This is a genomic window from Spirosoma migulaei (assembly GCF_054776855.1).
The window spans coordinates 131,781-155,730 of sequence record NZ_BAAHBG010000008.1; the positions used below are offsets into that span (position 1 = coordinate 131,781).

The following is a 23,950-nucleotide window of genomic DNA, read 5'->3' on the forward strand; positions in this document are numbered from 1 at the left end:
CTATCCTATGCTAAAAAACTACATCAAAATCGCCTGGCGGAATCTCTGGAAACATAAGCTGTTTTCGTTTATCAACATCTTTGGCCTTGCCTCAGGGCTAGTGGTGTGTTTTCTGGCCATCGCACACATCAAAGGGTCGTTTGATTACGATAATTTCCATCCCAACCGGGACCGGACGTACCGAATTCTGACCGATGTAGTGGGGCAGGATAACGACGTTACGCCTTTCGCCACATCGCCTATGCCGCTGGCGGAGGTGTTGAAACGTGATTATCCGTTTGTGGAAGAAGCCACCCGTGCCGCTAAAACATACGGGGAGTTTTCGAGCAACCACAAGCGATTTACGGCGGTATCCTATGCCGTTGACCCAGGTTTCTTTCGCATTTTCGGCTACAAACTGGCGAAAGGCAGACCCGCAACGGAGCCCAATACGGTTGTGGTCACGCGCAAAACCGCCGAAAAGTTTTTTGGTACCGCGAATCCGGTCGGGCAGGTTCTGCAAAATACGGAGCTTGGCCAGTTCACAGTTACGGGTGTACTGGCCGATATGCCAGTTAAATCACATCTGGATTTTGATATGCTGTTTTCGTTGCAGACGCCCTGGAATCCGCAACAACGCGCTTCGTTTGCCGACTGGCGCAACTATCAGACCTGCCACACCTATGTTCTGCTGAAACCCGGCACGGCTGCCGATGCACTCGAAAAAGTCCTGCCAGGTATAGTTGGGCGGGCAACGAATAAGCTACGTTTTAAAACCGAAAAAGGGTACAGTCTACGAGTTCAGCCATTCACGAAACTGTCGCCCGCTCGCCAGGAACTCATGCATGCTACCCATGAACCACAAGTTGGAGGACTTTTAGTGGAAGCGGGGGTTGGGTTACTAACGCTATTGCTGGCTGCATTTAATTACATCAACCTGACGCTGGCCCGGTCGCTGAGTCGCGCCCGTGAGGTGGGTATTCGGAAGGTAGCTGGGGCCATTCGCTGGCAACTGGTTGGGCAATTCATGGCCGAGTCAATTATTTTATCGCTACTGGCGCTGGGACTAGCCTATGTTATGCTCGAATTCATCAAGCCTATGGCTTTCGTGCAGCAGTGGCTCATTGGGGGTGTTCAATGGAACTGGCAGCTAACAGCCATTTTTGTGTTGTTCAGCGTGGTAGCCGGTTTGCTGGCGGGCGTTGTACCCGCCCGCGTGTTGTCTGGTTTTCAGCCTTCACAGGTGTTGCGCAGCCAGACAGGACTTCGGGTTATCCGGGGCATTTCACTCCGCAAATCGCTGATCGTCGCTCAGTTCTCCATCTCCCTGATTGCCATGATCGGGCTGCTGTCCATGAGTCGGCAGATGAACTACATGGCCACGGCTGATTATGGTTTTCGACGTGATCGGGTGCTGACACTCCCACTTAATACGGTTCCGGCGCAGCGGCTAGCCAATGAGTTGAACCAATTGGCAGGCGTTGAGCAGGTGTCGGCAACATCAGAATTATTCGGTTCGTTTGGTGAGAGCCGTACGCTGAAGCGGGAACGTAACGGCGCTGATTCCTCCATGGCCTTTCTGTGGTCCGTTGATCCGCAATTTGTCTCGACCATGAATCTAACCTTGCTGGCAGGCCAGAATTTGCCAGCGGCATCGGCAGACTCTCTGGCATCAGTAAGCGCAGCAGCGCACAGCCCCGTAACCCGAAGCTCAACCACACAACTTGCGCTCGTCAATGAAGAAGCCGTTAAGGCCTTCCGACTTGGCAATTTCCGGGAAGCGGTTGGTAAATCGCTATGGCTCAACGATAGCACCGAGATCCAAATTGCCGGGGTACTGAAAGACTTCCGGTTTACGTCGTTCGCCTGGGCAATCAAACCGCTGATTCTGCGCAACCAACCCGACCAATTTCGCTATCTGACCGTTAGCGTGACGGCTGGAGCCGAAGAGGCCGTCTTAGCCGATTCTAAACAGATCTGGAAACGATTGAGTCCCTATGAGCCATTCGCCGGGCAGTGGTATACAGACTTTCTGGAACAACGCCATTCACATCCCGAAGACATGGATTTCACGACGCTGCTGCTGGTGTTATCGTTTTCGATTGCCTGCCTGGGTCTGCTGGGTATGGTTACCTATACTACGCAAACCCGCGTGAAGGAAGTGGGAGTCCGAAAAGTGCTGGGTGCCCAGGTCAGTCAGGTTGTCTGGCTACTCTCACGGGATTTTGTGCGATTGCTGCTCATTGCGGCAGCGATTGCTATGCCACTTGGCTATCTGGCAGGCTATGCCTTCCTGAGCAACTTCGCCTATCACGTTAGTATTGGTTTTGAAACGTTCGCACTTTGCTTCGGCAGTTTACTGCTGCTAGGCAGTCTGACTATCGGCATACGAACCTATCGGGCCGCCCTGGAAAACCCGGTAGAAAGCCTTCGATCGGAGTAGTCAGAACCGGGATTTATGTGATTTTATTGACCGACTATGATTTTGTTTTCGGCTTTGCCGAGGGAATAATAAAAATCATAGTCGGTCAATAAAATCACATAAATCCCGGTTCTGACAGTGTCCGCAACTGAACGAAAACCGTCCGTTTGCGGACACAATTTAGTATTCATCGGATTACAATATACTCAAAGTCAATAGATTACAATCATGGTACGTCATTTGGGTATGTGTCTATAGCTTCTTAGCTTAGTTGTCTAACATCGAGTACCCATGCTGCAAAACTATATCAAAATCGCCTGGCGGAATCTGGTCCGAAACCGCGCGTTTTCTGCCATCAACATCATTGGACTGGCGCTTGGGTTAGCCACTTGTATGCTCATTAGCCTGTTCGTGCTCGATGAACTCAGCTACGACCGCTTCAACGAAAAGGCCGACCGGATTGTGCGCGTTATTTTTCGGGGCTCGATACAGGGCGGAAAAATGAACGAAGCGCACGTGATGCCGCCCGTTGCGAAAACCCTCAAAGCCGATTACCCAGAAGTGCTGGAATCTACTCGATTGCGGGTGGGTGGCGCTCCCTTGATTACGGCTGGCGATAAAACTTTCAAGGATAACGCTATCGCGTATGTAGATTCTAATTTTTTCCAGGTATTTACACTCCCGCTTCTTCAGGGTGATGCCAAAACGGCTTTGATTCGGCCCAATACCGCAATTATTACGCAGTCAATGGCCCAGAAATATTTCGGGAATGGCAATCCGGTTGGCCAGGTCATAACCATTAAAGGCTGGAATACGCCCTATCAAATTACCGGCGTTATAGACAAAGTGCCTACGAACTCGCACTTCCATTTCGACCTGTTTATCTCAATGGCCAGTCACCCGGATGCTCAATCGAATTCCTGGATGACATCCGAATTTCATACCTATCTGGTCTTGCCTAAAGGGTACGATTACCGGCAATTAGAAGCCAAAATGCCGCAGGTGGTGGAAAAATACATGGCTCCCCAGTTGCAACAGGCAATGGGCATGACCCTGGCTCAATTCCGTCAGAAAGGCAACGACATTGGCCTGTTTCTGGAACCGCTGACCGATATTCATCTGCATTCGGATATGACCATGAATCTGGAAGCGGGAAGTGATATTCGTTACGTCTATATTTTTGGTGCCGTCGCCCTGTTTATGCTGCTCATTGCCTGCATCAATTTCATGAACTTATCCACAGCCGGAGCCTCGAAACGGGCCAAAGAAGTGGGCATTCGGAAGGTGCTAGGCTCCGTTAAAATGGCACTGGCCAATCAATTCCTGATCGAATCGCTCCTACTAACGGCGATTGCCTTGCTCCTGGCCATTGGACTGGTGTACATGGCGTTGCCATTTTTCAACCAGCTAGCGGGCAAAGAATTGACCTTAAACTTTACGGAAAATGCCTGGCTATTACCAGCGCTGCTCCTGCTAGGTTTACTGGTCGGTGTATTGGCCGGAAGCTACCCGGCTTTTTTCCTGTCATCCTTCAAGCCAATTGCGGTACTAAAAGGTGGTACGGCATTCCGGAAATTCACGTCGAGCCGAAACAGCATCGGACTACGCAGCGGGTTGGTTGTTTTCCAATTCTTCATTTCGATCTCGCTCATGGTGGGCGCTACGGTAGTGTATCGCCAACTCAGCTACATTCAGAACAAAAAGTTAGGCTACAACAAAGACCAGGTGCTGGTATTACCCGAAACCTGGCTGCTGGGCAAAAAGGAAGATGTATTCCGTAGCCAGATCATGCAGGACCCGCGCGTCGTAAATGTGAGTACGTCGGGCTATTTGCCCGCTGGCCCGAGCAATAACAACAACTTCACGGTTTATCCCGAAACCAATTCCACCCAACTGGTAAAGACCCTCCGCTACGATGTCGATTACAATTACATTCCGACGCTGGGTATGCAACTGGCAGCGGGCCGAAATTTCTCTCAGCACTATGGTACCGATTCGTCGGGCGTGATTCTGAACGAAACAGCCGCCAAGACGTTTGGCTGGGGCGATAAAGCGTTGGGGCACACCATTACCAATGCCAACAACGAAGGACAAAAAACCACCTACCGCGTCATCGGCATCGTGAAAGATTTTCACTTCAAATCGATGCATGAGCGCATTGCGCCCCTGATCATGGTGTTGAGTCCTAATTCGGGAACCGTGATTGTGAAAGTAAAAACCAAAGATATTGCGGGGTTACTCGCCAGTATGAAACAGCAGTGGAGTCAGCTTATGCCCGACGCCCCTTTTTCGTACTCATTTCTGGATGAGCGCTTTATGGCTACATATCGGGCAGAACAGAAAATTGGCAGCATCCTCGGCATTTTTGCCGGCCTGACCATTTTCGTTGCCTGCCTGGGCTTGTTCGGGCTGGCTACGTTCACGGCTGAGCAGCGTACCAAAGAAATTGGTGTTCGGAAAGTCCTTGGCGCATCGGTCGGTAGCATTGTGGCTTTACTCTCGAAAGACTTTTTGAAACTGGTAGCCATTGCCATCGTGATTGCCGTACCCGTAGCCTGGTATACCATGAGCCGCTGGCTGGAGGATTTCGCCTACAAAATTGACATTTCGTGGTGGGTATTCGCGCTGGCAGCTGTCCTATCGGTAGGCATTGCCCTATTAACCGTGAGTTTCCAGAGTATCAAAGCTGCGTTAATGAATCCAGTGAAAAGTTTAAAAACGGAGTAAAGGCCGGGCCGCCGTTGCGGAGGAAGGAGAAAAGGGAGGAGTGGTAGGAAAGGAAAAACGACAGCCCCCCTCATCCCCTTCCTCCTTCCTCCCCTTCCTCCTTCCTTCCCATGCTATCAAACTACATCAAAATTGCCCTGCGAATCGTCAGGAAGGATGCTACTTTCAGCCTCATTAATGTGGTAGGCCTGGCCTCTGGTTTGGCGGTGGCACTGCTCATTATCCAGTATGTGCGCTTCGAGCTGAGTTACGAACAGTCAAATCCGCGGGTGAATCAGCTCGTGCGGCTCAGCATAGACTATATGAACGGTGGCACGGTAGATGCGCAGGATGCCGAAACCTTTCCGCCAATTGGTGCCAAAGCCAAACAGGAAATGAACGAGGTGGTCAACTATACCCGCGTCTATGCCCTTCAGAAACCAACTACGACGGTTCAGATTAGCGATCGGTATTATGTAGTCGATAAAGTTTACGCGGTCGATTCTTCCTTTTTCTCGCTGTTCAATTACCCGCTGGTTCGGGGAAGTCGAAATGGTCTTTTTACCAGACCCCGCCAGGCTGTGCTAACCGAAAAAATGGCGTTGACCTACTTCAAGACGCTCGATGTTGTCGGTAAAACCCTGAAAATCCCGAAGTCATCAAGCAGCGTTCTGCTGGAAGTAGTCGGGGTAGTACCCGATAGCCCGGCCAATACGCACCTGAAATTCGATATGCTGGTCTCCTACCCAACCATGCTGTCGGACTTTGGCGAATGGGAAAACAACTGGAACAACAATAATACGTACACCTATCTACAATTGGCCGAAAATGCCCAGTATGAAGGTTTCACTAAATCGCTGGCGGCCTTCAGCGACCGGTTGATCCGCGAAAAGAAGATAACAAATGATCGGGTAATCGGCCAGAAAATTGGCGACATCCACCTGTATTCCCACAAAACCTTTGAAACTGAGCCAAATGGCGAAGCCCGGTCGGTGTACTTTCTGCTGGGTGTCGCGTTTCTGGTGCTGCTGAGTGCCTTTGTCAACTACGTGAATCTGACCACCTCCAAGGCCCTTGATCGGGCGCGGGAAATTGGCATGAGAAAGGTGGTTGGTTCCACCCAGGGGCAGATAAAAGCGCAGATTTTTACGGAAACCATTCTGATCAATCTAGTTGCCGGTGTATTGGCCGTAGGATTGGTATCTACCCTATTGCCGGTATTTATTGAAGTGTCGGGACTACCCGAAGGCTTTACTGTATTCAGGGACGTATTTTTCTGGGAAAGCCTGGGCGCGTTTCTGTTGCTGAGTATTTTATTATCGGGCTTTTACCCGGCCTTCGTCCTGTCTGCGTTCGATCCGGTTACGGTACTCAAAGGCAATTTCTCGCGCTCCACTAAAGGCACCTTGCTGCGTAAGTCATTGGTGGTTTTTCAGTTTACGATTACCCTGATTCTGCTGGTGCAGACGTTCGCAGTGTATTGGCAGGTCAACTTTCTGCGGGAACAAAACTTAGGGGTAAACATGGCTCATACGCTGGTCGTGAAAGCGCCCGTGGGAAACGATGTTCAGCAGGACTACGGGGCGTTTCGGCAAATGCTGCTCAACCAGTCGCAGGTAAAGGCGGTATCGCTTTCGAGCACTGTACCAGGGCTAGGGTCTACCCAAATGGGGTCAACGACGGGCCTCAATCTGTCGGATGCTGTGAAGAAAACCTCGTATAATTTTTACCTGACCCGGATCGACACGTCGTTTATCGGCCTGATGGGGATCAAGCTGCTGGCAGGCAAAAACTTCGATCTAACCACCCGGCCCGGTTTTTCGGACACCACGAACCGGCAACTCATTGTCAACGAAGAAACCATCCGGCTCTGGGGCATCCCTACGCCCGCTGAGGCTATTGGCAAGCGGGTAGACTTCTGGGGGCATACCGCAACGATTCGGGGCGTTATCAGCAATTACCACTACGAATCGCCAAAGGCGGCCTACATTCCGATCATCCATATGTATTCACCTAAATTCGATGCGTTTGCCAGCGTGAAGTTTGCGGGCGGCAATGCCAGCGAGCAACTCGCCATGCTGAAGAAGGTGTACCAGGCCAATTTTCCCTATTCACCATTTAGCTATTTCTTCATGGACAGCGAGTACGACAAGCAATACAAGGCTGATGAGCGCTTTCAGCAGGTGTTTGGCGCGCTAACCGGTTTTGCCATCCTGATCTCCTGTTTAGGTCTGTTCGGCTTAGCGACGTTTACCGTTGCCAAACGCACGAAGGAGATCGGGATTCGCAAGGTGATTGGCGCCAGTACTACCAACCTGATGATTTTGCTGTCGAAAGACTTTATTAGAACGGTCCTGATTTCTATCGTCATCGGCATTCCCATCACCTACTTTTTAGTCAAAAACTGGCTGGCCAATTACGCAGCCCGAATTGAACTAAGCTGGTGGCTGTTTGCGGTGCCTGCCCTACTGGTCATGTGCCTGGTACTTGTTTCCATTGGTAGCAAAACGATTGCCACCGCGCTGATGAATCCGGTGAAAAGTTTAAAAACGGAGTAAAAAGGAGGAAGGAGAAGAAGGACGAAGGAGACGAAGGGAAAAACAATAAAAGCCTACCCCTCCTCCCTTTCCTCCTTCCTCCCTTTCCTCCCTCCTCCCCCTCCTCCATCTATATGCTTAAAAGTTATCTAACTACCGCCCTTCGCGCGCTGAAGCGCAACTGGAGTTATTCGGTCATTAATGTGCTGGGATTAACGCTTAGCCTGGCCTGCTGCCTGCTCCTCTTTCTGGCCATTCGCTACGAACTGAGCTTCGATAAGCACAATGCACATGCTGCTCAAACGTATCGACTTGTTTCATTCAACAAAAAGAACAACACGGATCGTGGGAATGTAGGTATTCCACTGCCTGCACTAGCCGCCCTTCGGAACGATTTCCTGAACCTGAAACACGATGTTACGATGGTTAACCGCATTACCAATGTGGTGGTAACCGTGGGCGAGAAATCGGGGGTGCCCGCCAAGAAGTTTCAGGAAGGCGATGGTGTGGTCGCGTTTGTTGAGCCCGAGTATTTCCGGCTGTTCGATTTCGGCTGGAAAAACGGAAGCCCTCAAACCTCGCTCAACAATCCGAATACGGTTGTGCTCAGTGAGCAAATGGCCCAAAAGTATTTTGGCACGAGCAACCCAATGGGGAAAACCCTGCGTGTTGAGAACAAGATGGATTTTGTTGTTTCGGGCGTTGTGCAGAATCTACCCGCCACGACGAGTATGCCGTTTGAGGTGTTGCTGTCGTTTGCCTCGCTCAAGCAGTTTGGGGCTAGTACCAACTGGGACGACTGGCAGTCGACCTACGGGGGCGCACAGATTTACTTAAAACTCCCCGGCACAGCAGACGATCAGCTAGTTGAGTCGGCGCAGATGGACAAGCAGTTAGTAGCGTTCGTGAACAAATACCAAAAGCCCGAAGATGCCCACGATCTGGTTTATACACTACAACCCCTGACCAGCATCCATACGGATACACGCACCGACAATTACGCCAAGCGGACCGTTAGCATGGAAATGATCTGGGCGATGGGTCTGATTGGCCTTTTTATTCTGGTGACTGCCTGTGTCAATTTCATCAATCTGGCTACGGCGCAGGCCATTCGTCGGGCTAAAGAAGTGGGCGTTCGAAAAGTGTTGGGCAGTTCACGCGCTCAACTCGTGCGGCAGTTTCTAGGCGAAACGGGCGTACTGACCGGAATAGCTGTGATTCTCTCTTTTGTTCTTGCGCAGGCAGCACTGCCTTACGTGGGCGAATTGCTCAATATTAAGCCGGGTGCGGCTACGTTATTCGCCCCAACGGTGATCGCCTTTTTAATTACGCTAGGGGTACTCACAACTGCGCTGGCAGGTTTTTACCCGGCGCTGGTTCTATCCGGTTACCAACCTATTCTGGCGTTGAAAGGCAAAATTCGGTCATCGGGGCAGGGAGGCATCAATCAACTTACACTCCGTCGGGGCCTGATTGTGGGGCAGTTTGCCATTTCGCAGTTGCTCATCATCGGGACCATCATTGCTTACAGCCAGATGAAGTACTTCCGGTCGGCCGATTTAGGCTATAGCCGGGATGCCGTACTCAACGTGTACATACCCGAGAAAAAACCGGGTCAGTTGGAAAGTCTGCGAGCCAAATTGACTGGTCTTCCCGGTATTCAGTCCATGAGTTTCGGCATGACAACGCCTTCCTCGACCAGCAACTGGACAACGGGTTTCCGCTTTGATAACGACCAGAAAGAACCCGATTATGGCGTATTGATGCGCCCCGCCGATACTGCCTATGTGCACACCTACGGCCTGAAGATCATTGCCGGCCGGATGTACCAACCCGGCGATTCGATGCGCGAGTTTGTCATCAATGAGGCCTTCATGAAACGGTTAGGATTTCAAAAGCCCGAGCAGGTCATCGGCAAATTCATGACAGTGAATGGTGAAGACGTAAAAAAACCAATTGTTGGCGTGGTGAAAGATTTCAATGCGTTTTCGTTGCACCAACAAATTGAGCCGAGCGTACTAACTTCCTACCGCGATCAATACCGGAGTTTAGGTATCAAAATCGCGCAGGGGCAAACGAGTCCCGAAGCGATTAGCCGTCTGCTGAAAGAGGTAGAAACCGCCTGGAATGCCACCTTCCCGGATTTCGTATTCAAGTACACGTTTCTGGACGAGACCCTCGCCAATTTCTACAAAAGCGAAGAGCGGATGTACTCGCTGTTTCGATTACTGGCCCTTATTGCCATCTTCATTGGCTGTCTGGGGCTTTACGGAGTCGTGGCATTCATGGCCGAAACCCGGACTAAAGAGGTGGGCATCCGGAAAGCATTGGGGGCAACAACGGCCAACATCTTTGGCTTATTTTCCTTCGATTTCGTCAAACTCGTACTGGTTGCGCTGGTGCTGAGTTCGCCCCTGGCCTGGTACGTCATGAATCAATGGCTCCAGAAATTCGCGTTTAAAATCGACATCGAGTGGTGGATGTTCGCCCTGGCGGGTATCCTTGCAGTTAGCGTTGCGCTGCTCACAGTGAGCTTCCAGAGTATTAAAGCTGCCATGATGAATCCAGTGAAATCATTAAGATCGGAGTAAAGGGAAGAGGGGGAATAAAGGGACGAGATGGAAGATAATGCGTTTATCCTTTTCCCTCTCATCCCATTCCTCCTCTCCTCCCTCTCCTCCCTTTACAACCTATGCTAACAAACTACATCAAAATTGCCTGGCGGAATCTGGTTCGTAACAAGGTTTACGCATCCATCAACGTGCTGGGGCTGGCGCTAAGCCTGACCTGTGGAATCCTGATCTTTACGCTGGTGGCTTACCACTATGGCGTTGATCGGTTCCACACCAATGCCGACCGCATTTACCGTGTCGTGATGGAAACGAACCACGAGGGAATCAGCCACTCATCAGGGGTGTATTCGCCCCTGGGCCGGGTCATTCGTGACGAACAGACGTTTGCCGAAAAAACAGCCCGGGTGCTATCGATTGGCGAGGCTGTGATCGGGGTAACCACAGCCGGGAAGATCGACAAATACCATCCGGACGTTGCGTTTGCGGAAAGCGATCTGTTTTCTATTCTCGACTTTCCCTTGCTTCAGGGCGATGCCCGAACGGCCCTTACGGCTCCGAACACAGCGATTCTTACAGAACGGATGGCCCAGAAGTTTTTCGGGTCGGCGAACCCGATGGGCAAAACGTTTCGGTTCGATAACCGGATGGATTTTACCGTGACGGGCGTCCTGCGCGATCTTCCCGCCAACACCGACCGTCGGGAGGAGATCTACCTCTCGTTTGCCAACGCTAAGCAATTCGACGACTATTTCAATGAAGAAAATTGGGGTAATTACTCGGCTAGCCTTCAGGTCTTTACCTTGCTAAAACCATCTACGTCTGTAGCCACGGCAGAGGCTGCGCTGGCCAGCGTCATGAAAAAATATGTGACCGACGCGAGCAATAAGCACAACGTCCTGAAGCTCCAGCCCATTGCTGATATGCACCTCAACACCGATTACAGCGGGCGCATCGACAAAACAAATCTTTGGGTACTGTCACTAATTGGCTTTCTGCTGATTGTGGTCGCCTGTGTGAACTTCATTAATCTGGCCACGGCGCAGGCATTGAAACGAGCCAAAGAGATTGGTGTCCGGAAGGTATTGGGCAGTCGGCCAGCGCAGCTCTTCTGGCAATTTATGGCCGAAACAGGCCTTATCAGCGTACTGGCTACGCTGCTGGCGCTTGGCGTGGCGGGTTTGGCGCTGCCTTTGCTGAGCCAGCTATTGCAAATCAACTTATCGCTCAATCTGTTCAGCGACTTCCGGCTTCCGCTGTTCCTGCTCCTGTCAACGGTACTGGTTACGTTCCTGTCTGGCGCTTACCCCGGCCTGGTGCTGGCGGGTTTCAGACCCGTTCTGGCTCTGAGCGGCCGACTGGCACAACGCCACATTGGTGGCTTTCCATTGCGCCGGGTGCTGGTGGTGGGGCAATTAGCCCTATCGCAGTTGCTGATTATTGGTACCATTGTCATTACCAATCAGATGCGGTATGCTCGTCAGGCCGACATGGGATTCACTAAAGAGGGTGTCGTCATGCTGCCGTTACCGGTTCAGGATAACGCGAAAATGAGCACGCTCAAATCCCAGCTCCTGCAACTCGCTGGCGTAGAACAGGTGTCGTTCTGCTACCAGGCCCCCGCCGATTTGGGCATTAACGCCACAACGATCCGGCTCGCCGGGCGGGCGGAGGACGAGAAGTTTCTGATCGTGACCAAAGACGCCGACGAAGTGTACATACCCACGTTCGGGCTCACCCTGCTGGCCGGTCGCAACATTACCCACTCCGATACGACCAATGAGTATGTGCTGAATGAAGTGGCCCTAAAATCGCTAAATCTGAAATCTCCACAGGAAGCCATCGGCACGATCATGTACACCAGCAAAGGCAAACGGAAAGGACCGATTGTTGGGGTGATGAAGGATTTTCATAACGGCTCGTTCCGGCAGTCGATTCCGCCCATTTGCATCCGGGCCAATTTGGGAGCCTATCAGGCTTGCGCCATTCGGATGAATACGAGTACCCTCAGAACGTCATTACCTGCGATGGAGAAAATCTGGACGGAAACCTTTCCGGATTTCATTTATTCATACCAGTTTCTGGATCAACGGATCGCTAATTTCTATGCGCTGGATGAGCTAATGCTAACGTTACTCAGCGTCTTCGCCCTGATCGCTATTTTTATTGGCTGCCTGGGTTTATTTGGCTTAGTCTCGTTCATGGTGGCGCAGAAAACCAAAGAAATTGGCGTCCGGAAAGTACTGGGGGCCAGTGTACCGTCCATTCTCTGGCTGTTTGGACAGGAGTTTGTTCGACTCACGCTGGTTGCCATTGTCATTGCCTCGCCCATCGCGTGGTACGCCATGAATCAATGGCTACAGGGTTTCACCTATAAAATTGACATTGCCTGGTGGATGTTCGCCCTATCGGGCCTGTTAGCGCTTGGCATTGCGTTATTGACCGTAAGTTTCCAGAGTGTGAAAGCCGCCTTGATGAATCCGGTGAAAAGTTTAAGATCGGAATAAAGGCCGGGCCGCCGTCGCGGAGAAAGGAGGAAAGGGAGGAAGGAGGAAAGGTAGAAAAGGGCAACACTACCTCCCTTTACCCCCCCTCCTCCTTTCTCCCCCTCCTCCCTTTCCTCCTTTCTCCCTTTACTCCCTTTCCCTCCTATGTTCAAAAGCTATCTCAAAATCGCGATTCGCAACCTTGGTCGAAACCGTCTGACCACGGCGCTCAACGTAGCGGGCTTATCGGTAGGTGTAGCGGCCTGTCTGGTCATTTATCTGATCGTTCAGTTTGAGCTTAATTTCGATCAGAACAACCCGAATGCCGGGCAGATCTACCGGCTGGTATCGAAGTTCAAGTTTGGCGATGAATTTTACCACAATCCTGGCTTATCGTCCCCAATCCCAGGAGCGGTTCGTACTGAACTGGCAGGCGCAAAAACCGTTGCTGCCTTTCATACGAGCAGTTTTCAGGTTGTTGAAATTCCTCGCTCAGGTGCAGACCCCGCCCGTTTTCATGCCCCAAAGAACGAGTCCGATTGGATAGCCACTACCGATGGGGCTTTTTTTGCGATCATACCCCGGCAATGGCTGGCGGGTTCGCCTACTTCGTCGCTGTCAAAACCGGGTCAGCTTGTACTGACGGAGCGGCAGGCCCGCCTGTATTTTGGTGATGCCAGCCCTGCCGTCGTGGGTCGCCGACTTATTGGGAAGCAGTACCAGGATACCCTCTCATTAACCGTTTCGGGCTTGATAAAAGACCTCGACGCGCCCAGTAATTTTGATTTCCAGGCCTTCATTTCTCTTGCGACCGTCACCACCAATAAAAAGCGCCGGGAGAATTTGGGGTTCACGGAGTGGAACAATACCAATTCATCGTCGCAGTGTCTGCTCATAGTAGCGCCGGGTACTAATCCGAAACGCTTTGGCGAGCAGATTACGAAAATGGTGGAGAGTCATCTGCCCGCTACCGAAGAGAAAGGGAATCGCTGGTTGCAACTTCAGCCGCTGGCCGATGTGCATTTCAACGCCGACTATGCTGGTGGAATCCACGTAGCCCACCGTCCTACCCTGCTGGTACTCGGATTGGTCGGCGGATTTTTGCTACTGCTGGCCTGCATCAATTTCATCAATATGGCTACGGCACAGTCAACGCAGCGGGCTAAGGAAATTGGGGTACGAAAATCCCTGGGAAGTGCGCACAAGCAGTTAATCTTCCAGTTTTTGGGTGAAACCTTTGTGCTTACGCTGCTGGCAACGGGTATTGCGATAGGACTGGCACAGGGAGCTTTAGCCTACCTCGGCGATATTGTACCCAAGGGTATTGCCCTCGATTTTTCGAAACCACACTTATACGTTTTCCTGCTTACGGTTGCACTGGTAACAGCCCTGTTAGCCGGTATTTACCCCGGCATTCTTATTTCGAAACTTTCACCTGTGCTCGCTCTGCGCAACCAGACAACCCAGACGGCAGGTAGTGCGGGACTTCGGAGAGTTCTTATTGTAGGACAATTTGCTGTAGCGCAGGTGTTTATTGTTGGCGCGTTGCTGGTGGGTCAGCAATTGCGGTTCCTGATCAACGCCGACCTGGGTTTTCAACGCGAAGCCATCGTGACCTTCCATACACCAACCAGCAGCTTTTTCAACGGCGACCGTCAGAATGCCCGGTTTACGCTGGCCGATCAAATTCGTAAGCTATCGGGTGTCGAACGCGTGAGTATGGCCAATCAGACGCCTATCGCGGGTGGCTGGTCTACCTCTACTCTGGACTACTCGGGCAAAAAGGGAAAGTTGAAAATTAACGTGTACCGCAAAGATGCCGATACGGCCTACCTGGCTTTATACGGTATGAAATTAGTAGCAGGGCGTAACCTGCTTCCGAGTGACACCGCACGGGAATATATTATCAACGAAACCCTGGCGAAACGAATCGGCTTCCAGCATCCAGCCGATGCCGTTGGGCATGTATTAGCCACACTACCCATCGTTGGTGTAGTTCATGACTTCAATCACCGATCGTTACATAATACCATTCAGCCCACGGCACTAATGAGCCAGAAAGACAACTTACATGTCTTCAATGTAAAATTCCGGCGGAGCGGAGCTGACTCCTTCGACAAAACGCTGGCGCAGATCAAAACGCTTTGGGGAACCACTTACCCGGACGAACCCTTCGAGGCCAAATTTTTCGATGAATCAGTAGCTGATCTTTACGGGAAGGAGCGTAACCTGGGCAAGCTCGTTACCCTGGCCACGGGCATTGCGGTGTTCATCAGTTGTCTGGGCTTATTCGGGCTAGTTACCTTCACAGCGCAACGCCGAACAAAGGAAATTGGGGTTCGGAAAGTACTGGGCGCATCCGTGGCCAGTATTGTTACGCTGCTATCCAAAGATTTTCTGGTGCTCATACTCATTGCGGTCCTGATGGCTACACCTGTAGCCTGGTGGGGCGTGGATAAATGGTTACAGGACTTCGCCTATAAAATTGACATCGAGTGGTGGCTGTTCGCCGTGGCGGGTCTGCTGGCCGTGGTGATTGCCCTCCTGACCATCAGTTTCCAGAGTATAAAAGCGGCTCTGATGAATCCGGTGAAAAGTTTAAAAACGGAGTAAAGGCCGGGCCGCCGTTGCGGAGGAGAGGGAGGAAGGAGGAGAGGGACGAGAGGGAAAATAAGGAAAGTATTGTTTTTATTTCCTTTCCTTCCTTTCTCCCTTTACTCCCCTTCTTCTTTTCCCTCCCCCAAAGCAACATACGTAAAAATTTGGTGTCTGTATGGTATTGGGCGCATTCGTCCTGCAAATCAATGTAAACCATTAACAGTCAACCAACATGAAAACGCTCGTAACGGCCTTTCTGGCTCTATCTGCTTCGGTGGCTATGGCCCAGCACGGCACCTCTATCAGTCGCAATATCAACGACGATGGCAAAACACTATCGATTCGGGTTAAAGGTACGGTTGATGATAAGCCGATTGATTATGATCGCACATTCGACGTATCTAACCTAAACAAAGATGAGCGCGATGCACTACGTGAACATATTCTGGATTCGCTGAATGTTAGTATGCCTGCGCCACCCAGGCCGCCTAGAGCACCCCGTGCATCCCTGGCTCCACACGCTCCAATGCCACCCAGAGCGCCTATAGCGCCCAGAGCCCTAAGAAGTCCTGAGTCAACCGCGATCATCAGCAGCGATCAGGAAACGGTATCGGTTACCAACGGAGACAATCAGACGATGGCTGTGGGTGGGAAACATCCCTACACCAAGGAGGTCAAGTATAATTCGGATGCCGGGCAATTATACCTGCGTTACAAGTTTCAGAAAGATGGCGATGATGTTACTTACGAACGCACCATCGATGTGCAGAATAAATCACAGCAGGAACGGCAACGACTGATCGAAGACATCGAAAAATCGATAGGCGTGCCCAAAGCTGGGAAGTAGAGACGCAGGAAGCGTGGAGCAAGGTCAAACCGTGTTCTACCTTCCATCCCCCATGCCCTAAACTCCTTGTCTTATGCTTCTTAACTATCTCAAAATCGCCTGGCGGAATCTTCGGAAAGATAAATTTTACAGCCTGATTAACATTCTGGGACTGACCATTGGGGTTACCTGTGGCCTGTTGTTACTACTGTACGTGACGGATGAACTGAGTTTCGACCGCTACCACACCAATGCGTCCCAGATTTACCGGATCGTTTCGCATATTACTGAGCCCGACAAAGTAAACCGCTGGAGCAGCACACAACCGCCTTTAGTTAAAACGCTGAAGCAGGATTACCCCTTCGTCAAAAATTACGTGCGGTTCTTTCCGTATGGTCGGATGATGTTTCGGCAGGGAGAGAAACGATTTTATGAAGATGATATCTATGCCGCCGATTCTACCGTATTCGATGTATTCAGTTACAAATTTATCGAAGGTGATCCCAAAACGGCGCTGGCGCAACCTGGCAGCGTAGTATTGACCCACAAGGCAGCGCAGAAATTCTTCGGTTCTCGAACTGCGCTGGGGCAGTCGCTGCAAACGAATGATACAACGTTTTATAAAGTAACGGGTGTTCTGGAAGATGTTCCGAAGAACTCACACTTTACCTTCAACGCCCTGATTTCGGCAGGCCAGAACGAACGAAGTCAGGATACAAACTGGGGTGCTTTTTACATCTATAGTTATCTGGTATTGCCCGAACACTTTGACACCAAAATTCTGGAAAGTAAGTTTCCACAGGTATACGACAAATACGTAGGCCCGATTTTCAAGCGGATGGGTATCAAGGTCACCTATGAGTTGCAACCACTGGCTAACATTCACCTGTACTCCAATCTAGAAGGCGAATCTAACGGCAACATTGGCTACGTATACACCTTTAGCGCGGTCGCGTTTTTTATGCTACTGCTGGCCAGTATCAACTACATGAACTTGGCAACGGCCCGCTCAGCCAGGCGGGCTAAGGAAGTTGGGCTTCGGAAAGTAATGGGTTCGGTTCGGGGCCGGCTAATGGCGCAGTTCCTGACCGAGTCAGTACTCATGACAGTTCTGGCACTGGCAGCCAGTTTGATTCTGGTAGTTGTACTACTGCCTTTTTTCAATTCTGTTTCGGGGAAGGAAATTCAGTTCCGCGAATTGCTACGACCAGAGTTTCTATTGATTGGCCTCACCATTGTTGTATTCACGGGTTTCATAAGCGGCAGTTATCCGGCCTTTTACCTGTCTTCGTTTGAGCCAGCAGCCGTACTTAAAGGATCATTTAACGCCAAAGGCGGGAGTTTTTTCCGAAAAACGCTGGTGGTAGTCCAATTTGCCATTTCGCTGATCATGCTCATTTGCACCTGGATTGTTTATAAACAACTCAATTTCATGCGCAATCATGACTTAGGCTACGATCAGGAGCAGGTCTTGACAATTGATTACCAGGGCCGCCAGCCCAGAGAGCAATTCAATACGCTGAAAAATAGTCTACTCGCCAATCCGAATATCCGACAAGTAGCTTCAGCCTCAGCACCTACCAGTAACATTGGGGGTCGGGTTATTTTCACGGTAGAATCAAACACCGGACTAAAAGAAATGGGATTCAAGCCTATGGGAATCGACTACGATTACCTGAGAACGATGGGAATGAAAATCGTACGTGGCCGTGATTTCTCTGAAAAAATTCCGGCAGATACGCTCAACTCAGTCATCATCAATCAGGCCGTGGTGGAGCGCATGGGCTGGAAAGAGCCGCTGGGCAAAAAAGTCATACTGGGCAGCCAGCCTCAGCCTGGTCAGCAGGGACCACCCCCACCCACAGCGCAAGTTATTGGTGTTGTAAGGGATTTTCACCAGCAGTCCCTGTACAATCCAATTGAGCCAATGATTTTGCTATGTCGGCGGGCGAATCCAGTCATTCATATCAAAATTCAGGCGCAGAATGTTGAAAAAACAGTGGCGTTCATTGGGCAGCAATGGCGTGAACTGTATCCGGACCGTCTGTTTGAATACCGTTTCTTAGATCAGGATTTTGAGTCGGCTTACCAGGCGGATGAACTTCGTGGCCGCATTTTCACGACCTTCTCAGCGCTAACGATCCTGATTGCCTGTCTGGGACTATTTGGCCTGGCAACCTTCACTACCGAGCAGCGAGTCAAAGAAATTGGCGTGCGGAAGGTACTTGGGGCTTCGGTATCGAGCGTGGTGGTGCTGCTATCCAGAGATTTCACGAAACTGGTGTTGTTTTCTTTCCCAATCGCGGTTCCCGTGGCCTGGTATTCCATGTATAAATGGTTGCAAAACTTTCCGTATAAAACAGACATTGGCATATGGGTTTTTATAGCAGCCTGCCTCCTTACTTTGCTAATCTGCTGGTTAACCGTAATTTACCAAAGTGTAAAAGCCGCCCTAACGAATCCAGTGAAATCACTTCGTTCGGAGTAAAAGGAGGAGAGTGAGGATGGAAACACCCTTTTGTCCCTGTCCTCCTTTTACTCCTTCGTCTCTGTCCTCCTCTCCCTTTCTTATGCTAACGAACTACCTCAAAATCGCCTGGCGAAACATTATTCGCAACAAAGCTTTTTCGGCTATCAACATTCTGGGGCTGGCGCTCGGCATGGCCTGTAGTTTACTCATCTTTTTGTGGATAAAGGATGAGCTCACTGTGGATAACTACCATGCCAATGGCCCACAGTTGTATAACGTCATGCAGCGTCAGAAATACGATGGGAAAGTAGAAGCAGGTCGTTTTACACCGGGCGTTTTACCCGACGAATTGAAAAAACAGTTTCCGGAGATTTTGTACGCAGCTGGCTATACGGGCTGGGAAGCGCAAATGACCTTCGCCGTTGGTGATAAGATCAACAAAGAAACAGGACACTGGGCTGGAGCCGACTGGTTTAAGATGTTTAGTATTCCGCTACTGGCCGGTACACCCGAAACTGCACTCAATGCGCCAACCAGCATGGCCATTTCCCGAAAAGTAGCTGAATTTTATTTCGGCAACCCGGTAGCGGCCCTTGGTAAGAGCATCCGTATCGACAATAAGCGTGATTATCAGATAACGGCCGTGTTTGAAAACTTACCCGCGCATTCATCAGATCACTACGAATTCCTGATAAACTGGCAGGATTGCCTCAGCCGGAATCCCTGGATGAAGGAGTGGGGGAACAACGGTCCGCATACGTGTATTATGCTGCGCTCAGATGGAAACGTAGCCAATCTGGATGCCAAACTCAGGCCGTTTTTGCGGAAGTACAATAAAGATATTGGCAAAAGCTTCGATGCCGAGCTTTTCTTACAACCTTATCCCGATGGCTATTTGTACTCAAATTTCAAAAACGGGATTCAGGATGGTGGCCGGATCGAGTATGTACGCTTGTTTGGCGTGGTTGCGGTATTCCTGCTTCTGATTGCCTGCATTAATTTCATGAATCTGGCAACGGCCCGCTCGGTTAAACGGGCGCGGGAAGTGGGGGTTCGGAAGGTGATTGGCGCATTGCGTAGTTTACTGGCTGCCCAATTTATTGGCGAAGCATTGCTATTTGCCGTATTGGCTTTACTGGTGGCCACAACGCTGGTGGTAGTCTTGTTGCCCGCCTTTAATTCCTTGACAGGCAAAGACATTAGCCTACAGGTTACAGATGCTTCACTCTGGTTATTGTTGATTGGTATAACGTTGGTTACCGGCCTCATTGCAGGGAGTTATCCCGCCTTATTTCTATCGTCACTTCAGCCGGTGAAGGTGCTGAAGGGTAGTCTTACATTTGGTTCGGGCGCACGCTTATTTCGGCAGGGGTTAGTGGTGTTTCAGTTTGTACTTTCCATGCTACTCATTGTAGGCACCATCGTCGTGTATCGGCAAGTGAACTACATCCAGACCGAAAATTTGGGCTATGATCGGGAGAATTTACTCTATGTGCCCGTAGAGGGCGAACTCGCCACACCCTTAAAATACAAGACCTTTAAAGATGAGTTACTACGCATGCCAGGTATTCAGTCGGTATCGTCCATGACCGAAGTTCCCACCAATATTGGAAGCAGTACCGGGGGCGTTAGCTGGACGGGTAAAGACCCAAATGTCAATATCGAAATTACCCAGACAGCCGTTGGCTATGATTTAATGAAAACGCTCAAAGCCAGGCTAGTAGCTGGCCGTGATTTCTCGCCGGAGTTTAGTATGGATACAACCAATTACATCATCAATGAAGCCACTGCTGCCCGAACGGGTTATAAAAATCCTGTTGGGCAGCCAATAACGATGTGGGGCAAACCCGGAAAAATAATTGGTGTCATGGAAAACTTTCATTTCCAATCCATGCACACGGCCATTTCCCCACTGATTCTTCGGCTAAGTACCGAACCCAGTTCGCAACGCTACCTGATTCGTACCCAACCCGGCCAGACAAAACAGGCGGTAGCGAGTATCGAAGCACTGTGGAAACAGCAGAATCCGAAGTTTCCGTTTTCCTATCAATTTGCCGACGACGAGTACCAGAAGCTTTACAAAAGCGAGTCGATAGTGGGTAGTCTGGCCAACTACTTTGCCTCTCTCGCCATTTTCATTTCCTGCCTGGGGCTCTTCGGATTAGCCACCTTCACCGCTGAGCAGCGCACCAAAGAAATTGGCGTTCGGAAAGTGCTGGGGGCATCGGTAGGCAATATCATTGGCCTTCTCTCGCAGGACTTCCTGAAACTAGTGCTGATTGCCATTGTCATTGCTACACCCCTGGCCTGGTATGCCATGACTCAGTGGCTGGAAGGCTTTGCCTACAAAATTGATCTGGCGTGGTGGATGTTCGCGCTGGCCGGTGTACTGGCAATTGGCATTGCGTTGCTCACGGTAAGTTTCCAGAGTGTGAAGGCTGCGTTGCTGGACCCGGTAAAAAGTTTACGGAGTGAGTAATGTCCACAACTGTACGATTTACGTCCGTTTGCGGACACTCCAGCTGCAAGCCTCAACACAAACAACTGACAATCAGCTCATTACCCATTTGGCATAGCATTTGGGCTTGTCTGGATTAGTAAGACGTACCAGGCAGTACGTTTTCTCTTTTTAACGTCAACGGGATACGGATATGCTAGGCAATTACGTAAAGATTACGGTTCGGACATTCTGGAAAAACAAGTTGTTTAGCGGGCTTAATGTCGTTGGTTTGGGCATTGGCATGGCGGCTGTCTGGTTAATGGTTTTGTATGTGGCCAATGAACTGAGCTATGACCGTTTTCATGCCAAGGCCGATCGTATTGTCCGGGTAGTGCATTATGCACAATGGCCGGGTGGAAATTTGAAACTCGCCCCTACCTCAGCGCCGTTTGGCCCAGCCCTCAAAAACGATTATCCAGAGGTTGAAAAAGCCGTTCGGATAAATACGGAAGGGGGCGGACAGATTACGTTCAACGATAAAAAGATGGACGTTAACAACATCTTCTTCACCGATCCCTCGGTATTTGATGTGTTTACGTTCCCGTTTCTGTATGGCGATCCGGCTTCATCACTGACCAAACCGCAGAGTATTGTGCTGACCAAAAGCGTGGCCGAGAATCTGTTCGGCGATGCCAGCAAAGCGGTTGGCAAGGTCATTGAGTTCAGCAACCATTTCCCGAATACCGTTACGGGCGTTATCGAGGATGTGCCGACCAATTCGCATTTTCAGTTTGGCGCTTTACGCTCGCTTCCAGCTAATTACACCAACGGCTGGCAGAGTTTCGAACTCTATACGTATCTCCTTCTGACTGAAGGCAGCAACTACAAAACGTTGGAAGCCAAGCTCCCCGGATTTTATCAGAAGTACCTGAAAAAAGAAATGGGCAATAATGTTGTTTATCGAATGGAACTCCAGCCCCTCACCTCTATACATCTTCACTCTCAGTTAGACTATGAAATCGGCGCCAACGGAAACGCCCGTACGGTATCCATTTTTGCCGCCGTAGCCGCCCTGATTCTGCTGATCGCCTGTATCAACTACGTGAATTTATACACGGCCCGGTCCCTCAAACGAACCCGCGAAGTTGGGGTCCGCAAGGCGATTGGCTCGTATAAATGGCAGCTCATCGGGCAGTTTCTGACGGAGTCGATCCTGATGACGCTGTTGGCGGGTTTGGTGAGCGCGAGTCTGGTTGTCATGGCCTTACCGTACTTCAATCAGATGGCCGACAAGACACTGTCATTGGGCAACCCGCTTATCACCTTGCTGATAGTTAGTGTACTGTCTGTATGCCTTGGTGCCGTCAGCGGTCTCTATCCAGCCCTGCGCCTATCCGGTTTCCGGCCTGTAGCGGCTCTTAGGGGGCAACTCGGCAATCAGTCGGGAAGTATTTTCTTCAAGCAGTCGCTGGTGGTGTTTCAGTTTGTGGCCACGGTCGCGCTCATTGCCTGTTCGGGCATTGTGTACCGGCAAATGCAGTTTGTGATGCATTCTGATTTAGGGTTTAATAAAGAGCAGGTGCTCACCTTCCATGTCAACAGTGAAGACGTCCGTCAGCGAATAGATGCCCTAAAGGAAGCCCTGCAACGAAGTCCATTGGTTGAAGGCGCAGCCGCAGCCAGTAACCCAATTGGCAACAATAATATCGGTGGCAATGGGATGTTCTTCGAGCAGAATGGTGCCTTTTCGTCCAGTACACAGGTTGTCCAGAAATTCCAGATCGACTCAGACTACCTTAAGACACTACAAATCAAATTACTCAGTGGCCGCAACTTCTCGGATTCGTTTAAAAGCGATCAGATGGGTGCTGTACTTGTCAACGAAACCCTTGCCAAACAATTCGGCTGGACAGACGCTGTCGGCAAACGGGTGAAATACTACATCGATCAGGAAAAACACACTGCCGAAGCCCGTGTGGTGGGTGTGGTGAAGGATTTTCATACGTACTCACTTCAGCACAAAATTGAGCCGCTGGTGTTACAGATGCCCGCTCCGATGGATAAAGACAACATGTATGTTCGGGTTCAGGCCGGGAAAGTAACCGAAGCTCTGGCCTACATCCAATCGGTATACCGCACGTTTGATCCGACTGCTACCCTGGATTTTCACTTCCTCGACGAGAACTTCTCACAGCAGTACAAAGCGGAGCAAAAACAGGGCGAAGTCTTACTGACATTTACACTCCTGGCCGTCCTGATTGCCTGCCTGGGTTTGTTCGGTCTGGCCGCTTTTGCCGCCGAACAGCGCACCAAGGAAATTGGGGTTCGGAAAGTACTGGGCGCTTCGGTCATGAGTATCGTGACCATGCTCTCCAAAGACTTTTTAAAACTGGTCCTTATTTCCATCGTCATTGCATCGCCCCTGGCCTGGTATGCCATGAATCAGTGGTTACAGGGCTTCGCTTACAAGGCTGATATTACGTGGTGGATTTTTGCCGTGTCAGGGTTGATCGCCATCGTTATCGCGCTCCTGACGGTGAGTTTCCAAAGTGTAAAGGCCGCATTGACGAATCCAGTGAAGAGTTTACGAAGTGAATGAGGCATTATAGTTTGCCAGTCCGTTTTACCCCTAAATCCCCTGAAGGGGACTTTATCCGCAAATGAGCAAAGTCCCCTTCAGGGGATTTAGGGGTAAAACGGACTAGAATAAAGTAGCTCTAAACAGATTTATTACTAAGCCATTGGCAACTATCAGCTTAATATCATAGCCTAAGAATCTAAACACACAACACACTAACTATGAATCATTTACCCAAAATAGCAACAACCCTTTTCTTCGTACTGACCGCCCTGTTGGTGCGCGCTCAGACACCGGCAAAAGTATTGCCGTCGTTCGATAAAGTCATTGATTGTCTT

Annotated in this window: 10 protein-coding genes; all 10 read left to right on the forward strand. The window is 50.5% G+C overall.

The window, feature by feature from the left end:
• The first annotated feature begins 7 nt into the window (after positions 1-7).
• The 10 genes from ACYVGO_RS10220 to ACYVGO_RS10265 all read left to right on the forward strand — a co-directional run bounded on the left by ACYVGO_RS10220 (position 8) and on the right by ACYVGO_RS10265 (position 23,633).
• A complete protein-coding gene (locus ACYVGO_RS10220; RefSeq protein ID WP_460969243.1) occupies positions 8-2,422 on the forward strand; it encodes an ABC transporter permease in 2,415 nt (804 codons plus the stop codon).
• A 270-nt stretch (positions 2,423-2,692) separates the two neighbouring features.
• Positions 2,693-5,128: an ABC transporter permease gene (locus ACYVGO_RS10225; RefSeq protein WP_460969169.1), complete on the forward strand. Its 2,436-nt coding sequence runs from the start codon at positions 2,693-2,695 to the stop codon at positions 5,126-5,128.
• A 110-nt stretch (positions 5,129-5,238) separates the two neighbouring features.
• Positions 5,239-7,665 carry an ABC transporter permease gene (locus tag ACYVGO_RS10230; RefSeq protein ID WP_460969170.1) on the forward strand — a complete coding sequence of 809 codons (2,427 nt, stop codon included), beginning with the start codon at positions 5,239-5,241 and terminating at the stop codon, positions 7,663-7,665.
• 113 nt (positions 7,666-7,778) lie between these two features.
• Entirely contained in the window at positions 7,779-10,235 is a 2,457-nt protein-coding gene (locus ACYVGO_RS10235; RefSeq protein ID WP_460969171.1) for an ABC transporter permease, read from the forward strand.
• A 101-nt stretch (positions 10,236-10,336) separates the two neighbouring features.
• A complete protein-coding gene (locus tag ACYVGO_RS10240) occupies positions 10,337-12,721 on the forward strand; it encodes an FtsX-like permease family protein (protein ID WP_460969172.1) in 2,385 nt (794 codons plus the stop codon).
• 144 nt (positions 12,722-12,865) lie between these two features.
• Positions 12,866-15,313, forward strand: a complete 2,448-nt coding sequence (locus ACYVGO_RS10245) for an FtsX-like permease family protein (RefSeq protein WP_460969173.1) — start codon at positions 12,866-12,868, stop codon at positions 15,311-15,313.
• A gap of 217 nt (positions 15,314-15,530) precedes the next feature.
• Positions 15,531-16,145: a hypothetical protein gene (locus ACYVGO_RS10250; protein WP_460969174.1), complete on the forward strand. Its 615-nt coding sequence runs from the start codon at positions 15,531-15,533 to the stop codon at positions 16,143-16,145.
• 73 nt (positions 16,146-16,218) lie between these two features.
• Complete coding sequence (locus tag ACYVGO_RS10255) at positions 16,219-18,612, forward strand: ABC transporter permease (RefSeq protein WP_460969175.1); 2,394 nt, start codon at positions 16,219-16,221, stop codon at positions 18,610-18,612.
• An 82-nt stretch (positions 18,613-18,694) separates the two neighbouring features.
• Positions 18,695-21,073 (forward strand): ABC transporter permease, encoded by a 2,379-nt coding sequence (locus ACYVGO_RS10260; RefSeq protein ID WP_460969176.1) that lies wholly within the window; start codon positions 18,695-18,697, stop codon positions 21,071-21,073.
• Positions 21,074-21,245: 172 nt separating this feature from the next.
• The gene (locus ACYVGO_RS10265; protein ID WP_460969177.1) at positions 21,246-23,633 is read left to right on the forward strand and encodes an ABC transporter permease; all 2,388 of its coding nucleotides are present in this window, start codon (positions 21,246-21,248) and stop codon (positions 23,631-23,633) included.
• Positions 23,634-23,950 lie beyond the last annotated feature (317 nt).